Annotated in this window: 9 protein-coding genes, 1 tRNA gene and 2 pseudogenes; 3 read left to right on the top strand and 9 right to left on the bottom strand. The window is 64.6% G+C overall.

The window, feature by feature from the left end; genetic code table 11:
• Together EN939_RS17985 and EN939_RS17980 are read left to right on the top strand one after the other, a co-directional pair.
• A partial coding sequence (locus tag EN939_RS17985; protein WP_164751054.1) for an iron chelate uptake ABC transporter family permease subunit occupies nt 1-716 on the top strand: 716 nt, incomplete at its 5' end.
• 24 nt (nt 717-740) lie between these two features.
• On the top strand, nt 741-1,616 hold the full coding sequence (locus EN939_RS17980) for an alpha/beta hydrolase (protein WP_127269088.1): 876 nt from the start codon (nt 741-743) through the stop codon (nt 1,614-1,616).
• Here the strand turns inward: EN939_RS17980 and EN939_RS17975 are convergent.
• From EN939_RS17975 to EN939_RS17955, 5 genes and pseudogenes are all read right to left on the bottom strand, one after another.
• Entirely contained in the window at nt 1,613-2,248 is a 636-nt protein-coding gene (locus EN939_RS17975) for a DUF4432 family protein (protein ID WP_127269087.1), read from the bottom strand. The genes EN939_RS17980 and EN939_RS17975 overlap by 4 nt on opposite strands.
• Nucleotides 2,248-2,718 carry a hypothetical protein gene (locus EN939_RS17970; protein WP_127269086.1) on the bottom strand — a complete coding sequence of 157 codons (471 nt, stop codon included), beginning with the start codon at nt 2,716-2,718 and terminating at the stop codon, nt 2,248-2,250. The genes EN939_RS17975 and EN939_RS17970 overlap by 1 nt, the downstream gene beginning before the upstream one ends.
• Before the next feature lie 174 nt (nt 2,719-2,892).
• Entirely contained in the window at nt 2,893-3,330 is a 438-nt protein-coding gene (locus tag EN939_RS17965; protein ID WP_023813918.1) for a hypothetical protein, read from the bottom strand.
• Nucleotides 3,331-3,485: 155 nt separating this feature from the next.
• Nucleotides 3,486-3,561 (bottom strand) — tRNA-Phe (locus EN939_RS17960).
• Nucleotides 3,562-3,880: 319 nt separating this feature from the next.
• A pseudogene (locus EN939_RS17955) lies at nt 3,881-4,027 on the bottom strand (helix-turn-helix domain-containing protein); the annotation flags it as partial.
• Between EN939_RS17955 and EN939_RS39130 the strand changes: the two are divergent.
• A pseudogene (locus EN939_RS39130) lies at nt 4,017-4,229 on the top strand (ABC transporter substrate-binding protein); the annotation flags it as partial. The pseudogenes EN939_RS17955 and EN939_RS39130 overlap by 11 nt on opposite strands.
• A gap of 55 nt (nt 4,230-4,284) precedes the next feature.
• On the opposite strand, the gene yacG reads toward EN939_RS39130, so the two are convergent.
• The 4 genes from yacG to EN939_RS17930 all read right to left on the bottom strand — a co-directional run bounded on the left by yacG (nt 4,285) and on the right by EN939_RS17930 (nt 5,855).
• On the bottom strand, nt 4,285-4,482 hold the full coding sequence (gene yacG, locus EN939_RS17945; RefSeq protein ID WP_127269085.1) for a DNA gyrase inhibitor YacG: 198 nt from the start codon (nt 4,480-4,482) through the stop codon (nt 4,285-4,287).
• Nucleotides 4,479-5,108, bottom strand: a complete 630-nt coding sequence (locus EN939_RS17940; RefSeq protein WP_127269084.1) for a Maf-like protein — start codon at nt 5,106-5,108, stop codon at nt 4,479-4,481. Before EN939_RS17940 ends, yacG begins: the two co-directional genes overlap by 4 nt.
• A gap of 21 nt (nt 5,109-5,129) precedes the next feature.
• The gene (infA, locus tag EN939_RS17935) at nt 5,130-5,348 is read right to left on the bottom strand and encodes a translation initiation factor IF-1 (RefSeq protein WP_006200926.1); all 219 of its coding nucleotides are present in this window, start codon (nt 5,346-5,348) and stop codon (nt 5,130-5,132) included.
• An 87-nt stretch (nt 5,349-5,435) separates the two neighbouring features.
• On the bottom strand, nt 5,436-5,855 hold the full coding sequence (locus EN939_RS17930) for an arsenate-mycothiol transferase ArsC (protein ID WP_127269089.1): 420 nt from the start codon (nt 5,853-5,855) through the stop codon (nt 5,436-5,438).
• Nucleotides 5,856-5,879: the final 24 nt, after the last annotated feature.

The raw sequence follows: 5,879 nt of genomic DNA, 5'->3' as shown, positions 1-5,879 counted from the left end.
GCCCGGAAGTGCTTGGCATCAGCGCCGGTGCTGCGCTCGGCATGATGGTGGCGCTGTTTGCGCTCTCGGATGCCGGACGCCCGGTTCAGACGGCGGCGGCAACCATCGGCGCCTTCGCCGCTTTGCTGGTGACGCTGGCGATCGGCCGCCGTGCCGCCTATGCGCCGGAGCGGCTGCTGCTTGCCGGCGTTGCTCTGACGGCCTTGTTCGACGCGCTGATCCTGGTGCTCACCGCCACCGGCGATCCGCGTGCCATGCTGCTGCTCAACTGGCTGACCGGTTCGACCTATGGCGTCGATGTCGGTGACGCCTTGCTCACCGGTGGCATCGCCGTCTGCCTCTTCGCACTCGCGCCTTTCTTCATGCGTTGGCTCGACATCCTGCCGCTTGGCCCCGCCGCTGTGCAAGGCCTTGGCATTGACCTGAAGAGGACGCGGCTTCTCGTGCTGCTGGTGGTCGCGGCACTCACCGCAGCCTCGACGCTGATCGTCGGTCCGCTGACCTTCATCGGCCTGATGGCGCCGCACCTTGCCCGTCGCCTTGGCCTCTCCCGTGCGCTGCCGCAGGCCGTTGGCGCGGTGCTCGCCGGCGCGCTGATCATGGTCGCCGCCGACTGGGTGGGCCGCACCGCCATCTTCCCGCGCCAGGTCCCGGCCGGTCTCGTCGCCACACTGATCGGCGGCCCGGTGCTGATGTGGCTGCTGCGCCGCCGCTGACCTTTAGCCCTTGTGGAGATATCGATGTCCAAGTCGATGCCAGCCTTGATCGCCGACACCACGGTCCACGATCTTGTCCCGGCGCAGGGCGGCGCCCCCTGGCGGATATTCCTGCATGTGCCGTCCGGGCCGGTGCCCGAGGCCGGCTGGCCTGTGCTCTACATGACCGACGGCAACGCCGTCATCGGCACGGCGGTCGACGCCATGCGCGCGCAGGCCTTCTATCCAACGGGCACCAATGTCGGCTGGGGCGTCATCGTCGCCATCGGCTATCCCGTCGAGGGCGCCTATGACCCGCTGCGCCGCTCATGGGATCTCGGCCCGCCGCCGGGCAAGACCTATCCGCCCTTCTATGAGGGCACGCCCGAAGTCCGGACCGGTGGGGCAGGGGAGTTCCTTGCCTTCATCGAGGACGAGTTGAAGCCGTGGGTCGCCAGTCGGATCACGGTCGACGCTAGCCGCCAGGCGCTTTATGGCCATTCCTTCGGTGGCTTGTTTGCGCTCTATGCCCTGTTCACGCGGCCCTCGGCCTTCCAGACCTGGATCGCGGCGAGCCCCGCCATCTATTGGGAAGACCGTGCCATCGATCGCTTTCTCGAAACCTTCGAGGCCGCCATCCCCGCTGGTTTGGCGACGACCGTGATCCTGTCGGCCGGCGAGTACGAGACCGAGAAGCTGGCGCCGTTTCAGATTGGCGCCGAGGACGAGGAAAAGCGCCTCCAGCAGAAGAAGGTGACATGCACCGACGAATTCGCGCGGGCAATGGCGCAGCGGCTTGATGCTCTCCCGGGCGTGCGTGCGCGCTTCGAGCTGCACGCCGGCGAGAACCACATGTCGATCCTGCCGGTCACGGTCAATCGTGCGGTTCAGGCAGCGTTTGCGGTCAGGGCTTGCGACTAACGGCCTTCACCTCTCAACGCTGCAATGGCTTGTTCTCGTTGTGTGGCTGCGTCCGCGTCCATAGCGCCAAAACGCAGGGCACAGCGGAATTTTTCCCCGGGTGCGACGCGAACCAGGCGGCCTCTTTCCTTGGCCGCAAGATAGCCGTCTGGTTCGGCGGTGGCCGGCAGCACGAGGCCAAGCGCGTCCTGGTCGGCGCCGCGTGTGATCCAGCGGACGGCATAATTGAGCTCGTCGGGGCGAAAGCTGACGAAATCCGCAGTACGGTCCGGATGGACCTGCAAGGCGTGCGCCCAGCCCTGGGGGTCCGCCTTAGCCCTCATCGTCAGCACGAGTTCTGGGTCGATCGGCTCGCCCTTGGTCAGCAGGCGATGCCGCGAAGGATTGGCGACAACGGCATCGCGGTAGGCAAGGTAGCTTTCGCTCGGCGTGAAAAAGGGCGGCAGCGTCTGGCGCACGACAATGTCCGCGGAATCATCCGCTACGGTGTCGACCAGGCGCCCGCCATCGGCCGGTTTGAAATTGATGTGCGCCAGGTACATCAACTCCATGGCCGAGCGTTTCAGGTTCTCGATCACGATGTCGACGGCGAGGCTGCTGGCGTCGAGTTGCAGCCGTACGGTGGGCTCCATCACATATGGCTGAAAGCGACGGTCTGTCGACAGCGCCCCGTCAGCGCCATGAAAGGCCCTTCGGAATTGCTGCCGGCGATCAGTTGCACATCCTGATAGGGCGCATTGGGCAGGTCGCCGTGAAGCGGGTGGCGGTCATCCGGCCCCGGATTTCCCATTGCGGTGGCGCCGCAGTGGATGAAGAACGCGCCGTAGTTGGAAAGATAGTCGCGGGTCGCGACCGGCTCATCGAACATCGAGCGCATGGTCCGGGAGCGGCCGAGGAAGGTCGCGTCCCAAATCTGCTGTCCTTGGAACGGCAGCATGACGATTTCGCCCTTCGCGTTGCTGATCCGAAGCCCGGCAACGCCGGATCGGTAGCGAAAGGCGGTGGCGACAAGCCCGCGATAACGCGCGACGATGGTTTCCGACGCGCCGAACTGCTCGGGCACGAGGTCGACGAAGACGTGATCGGAGTAGTCCAGATGCATTGTTTCGACCTTATCCACCGCAAGCGTGCGTGCCGATAGTCGCAGGAAACATCTGGAAATCAACGGCAGCACGTCTCACAGCTTCTGCCAGGACGGCTGGTGGCAGAGTCTCTTCGCGCCCTCCTGGGAGAGCGCTCGAAACTGCAAGCTTGCCAGGCAATATCCCGCGATTGCCTATCCGCGAGCCGGCGGCAGCTCGAACAAAGTGGCGCCGTTCTCCCGGCCGCGCTCGACATAGCCGATAACGCCGAACCATCTTGCGACATCCGGCCCCTGGAGCCAACTGCGCGAGTGGATGGCGAGGTTGCCGGCGAGCGCCTGGATGTGCCTGATATGCCGCTTGCAGAAGCGAACGGTCGCGGCGCGGAAGAAGTCCTCCCGTGCGGCGAACAGCGTGTCGGCGGCGTCGCTGTTCTCGTGCCAGGCGATGATCGCCACGGCCTTGTCGCCCTCGACAAGCGCGTGCGCGCGGCCCTCCTTCAAATTCATCATCAGATTGTCGTAGGCGATCTTGCTGTCCTTGCCGGCCGCCACGTATTCGTCCGACATCCGCTTGGACAGACCGCGAAAGACATCCTCCAGATCCCCAAGCGTCGCTGCGCGTGCTCTCATTTCACCTCCTGCAGCCCCGGCAGGCAGTTTGCCCTAGGGTTGAGGGGTGGCCAAGCAAATTAAATCCGTCTGCGGGCTAATGTGCGCAAAGTGATTCCACTTGGCGATGCAGGCGGCGACGCGATGGGGTGTGTCCAAAACGGACCGGGGAGTAGTGGTGCCCAGAGGCGGATTCGAACCACCGACACGCGGATTTTCAGTCCGCTGCTCTACCAACTGAGCTATCTGGGCCTGTTCCGGCAAACGAAAACTCGTTGGCCGGAATTCATCGAGGCGCCGTGGGGCGCCCCTTGAAAGCGCGTGGGTTATAGCACGGGAATTCGGCCTGTCCAGCGCCTAGTGGGCGATTTCAGGCAGGAAAAGCGACGCCGTGCGGTGCCCCGGTTTCCATGCCGCTTGCGGGCGGGAATCGGGCACGGCATGGCACGATGCGGCCTTCGCCATCCCTGTCCGTGCCGCTATTGCCGGCTGACATGCCGTGGCACTGCCTTTAGCCGACGATCGAGGCGCACAATGCTTCGCGGCTCAGACCCGCATTGGTCGCCGCCACCTATCTGGCGCCGGTCACGCCTCTACGAAAATCGGAGGGCGACATGCCGGCGAGCTTGCGGAACGACTTGTTGAAGGCGCTGAGCGAGCCGAAGCCCGAATCCATGGCGACGCGCAGCACATTGGCGTCCTGATGCATCACCTGCGCCGCGCTCGCGCTTGCCCTGGGCTCAGCCCCGGCCTTCGCGCAATCCGGCGAAATCACCATCTGGAGCCGGAATGTCGCGGCTTCATCGCTGAAGGCGACGATTGCCGGTTTCAACAAGCAATTTCCCGACGTCAAGGTCACGGTCCAGGATCTCGGCAACCAGCCGACTTACGACAAGTCGATCGCCGGCTGCGCCGCCGGCCCGCACACATCAGCCGAGCTCGATCACGACCAGATCTGGTCACTGGGCGCCCGGCTCATTTCGAATCGTCGGGGTCCGTTTCTTCCTCGTCGTCGCGAGCCTTGATGACGTAAGCGCCCTTCAGCCAGCGATTGAGGTCGATGTCCTTGCAGCGCGTCGAGCAGAACGGGAAGGTGTCGCGCGCCGAGGGCTTGCCGCATTCGGGGCAGGGGCGCTTCGGGCGCAAGGGCGTGACTTTGGGATCGGAATTCACAGCCGGGGTCCCGCCAGCCAGCCGCCATGCACCTTGAAGCCTTCGCCGCTCAACAGCGCGACGGTCTCATAGAGCGGCAGCCCGACGACATTGGTGTAGGAGCCGACCAGCTTGACGACGAAGGCGCCGGCGAGGCCCTGGACCGCGTAACCACCCGCTTTGCCGCGCCATTCGCCCGAGGCGACATAGGCGTCAATCTCTTCGCGCGGCAGCCGCTTGAAACGCACCCGCGTCTCGACCAGCCGTTGGCGCAGCTTGCCACCCGGGGTGATCAGGCAGATGCCGGAATAGACCCGGTGCGAACGGCCCGACAACAGCCCGAGGCAGTTGGCAGCGTCGTCGAGGGTTTCCGCCTTGGGCAGGATGCGCCGTCCGACGGCAACCACCGTGTCGGCGGCCAGCACGAAACCTGGCGCGTAGTCGGCTTCGGTCTGCAGCGAGGCGAACGCCTTCTCGGCCTTTTCCCTCGACAGCCGCTTGGCCAGCGAGCGCGGATGCTCGGCACGCAACGGCGTTTCGTCGACATCGGCCGGCAGCACGCGGTCCGGCTCGATGCCGGCCTGCTGCAAGAGCTCGATCCGGCGCGGCGAACCCGAGGCAAGCACCAGCTTCTGCAAAATGCTCATCGCGGACCAGTCGGGCTTTGCTTACTTGAAACGATAGGTGATGCGGCCCTTGGTCAGGTCGTATGGCGTCATCTCGACCAGAACCTTGTCGCCGGTCAGCACGCGGATGCGGTTCTTGCGCATGCGGCCGGCCGTATGGGCGATGATTTCGTGTTCGTTTTCGAGCTTTACCCGGAACATCGCGTTCGGCAACAATTCCGTCACGACACCCGGAAACTCGAGGACTTCTTCCTTCGGCATTCGATACCTTTGCTTGGATGGTAGTTCCAGCACCCTGGCCGGAATTTCGGCGGAACCTATATGATAATCGTCCGCTTGTGAACACGCTTAATCCGTCGCGTTTTTTGCTCCTGGAAGCAGAAAACGTCGGCCTATGCGCACCTTCAGCCGCTCGCGCACGTCGCGATAACTAGCCATGATCTGTTCGCGGGTGCCGCTGGCGTCGGTCGGGTCCGGCGTCGGCCAGTATTCGACCTCGACAGCGAGCGAGCGGGTGAGTTCAAGTGCGGCGTGGTGCGCTTCCGGCGCCAGCGTGACGATGAGGTCGAAATAGTCGTCCTCGAGATCGTCCATCGTCCTTGGGTGACGCCCGCCCAGCGTGAGACCGTCTTCGGCAAGCACCGCATCGACGAATGGATCGCGCTCGCCGGCGCGAACGCCTGCCGAAGCGACAAAGACGGTGGCGGGCAGCATGCGGCGCGCCAGTTGCTCCGCCATGGGCGAGCGCACGGCATTCATGCCGCACAGGAACAGGATCGAACGGGGCAGGGC

Origin of the sequence: Mesorhizobium sp. M7A.F.Ca.CA.002.05.1.1, from assembly GCF_003998335.1 — a bacterium.
Lineage (GTDB): Bacteria > Pseudomonadota > Alphaproteobacteria > Rhizobiales > Rhizobiaceae > Mesorhizobium.
The sequence above is the reverse complement of the archived record's forward strand: the minus strand, read 5'-3'. Positions and strand labels throughout refer to the sequence as shown.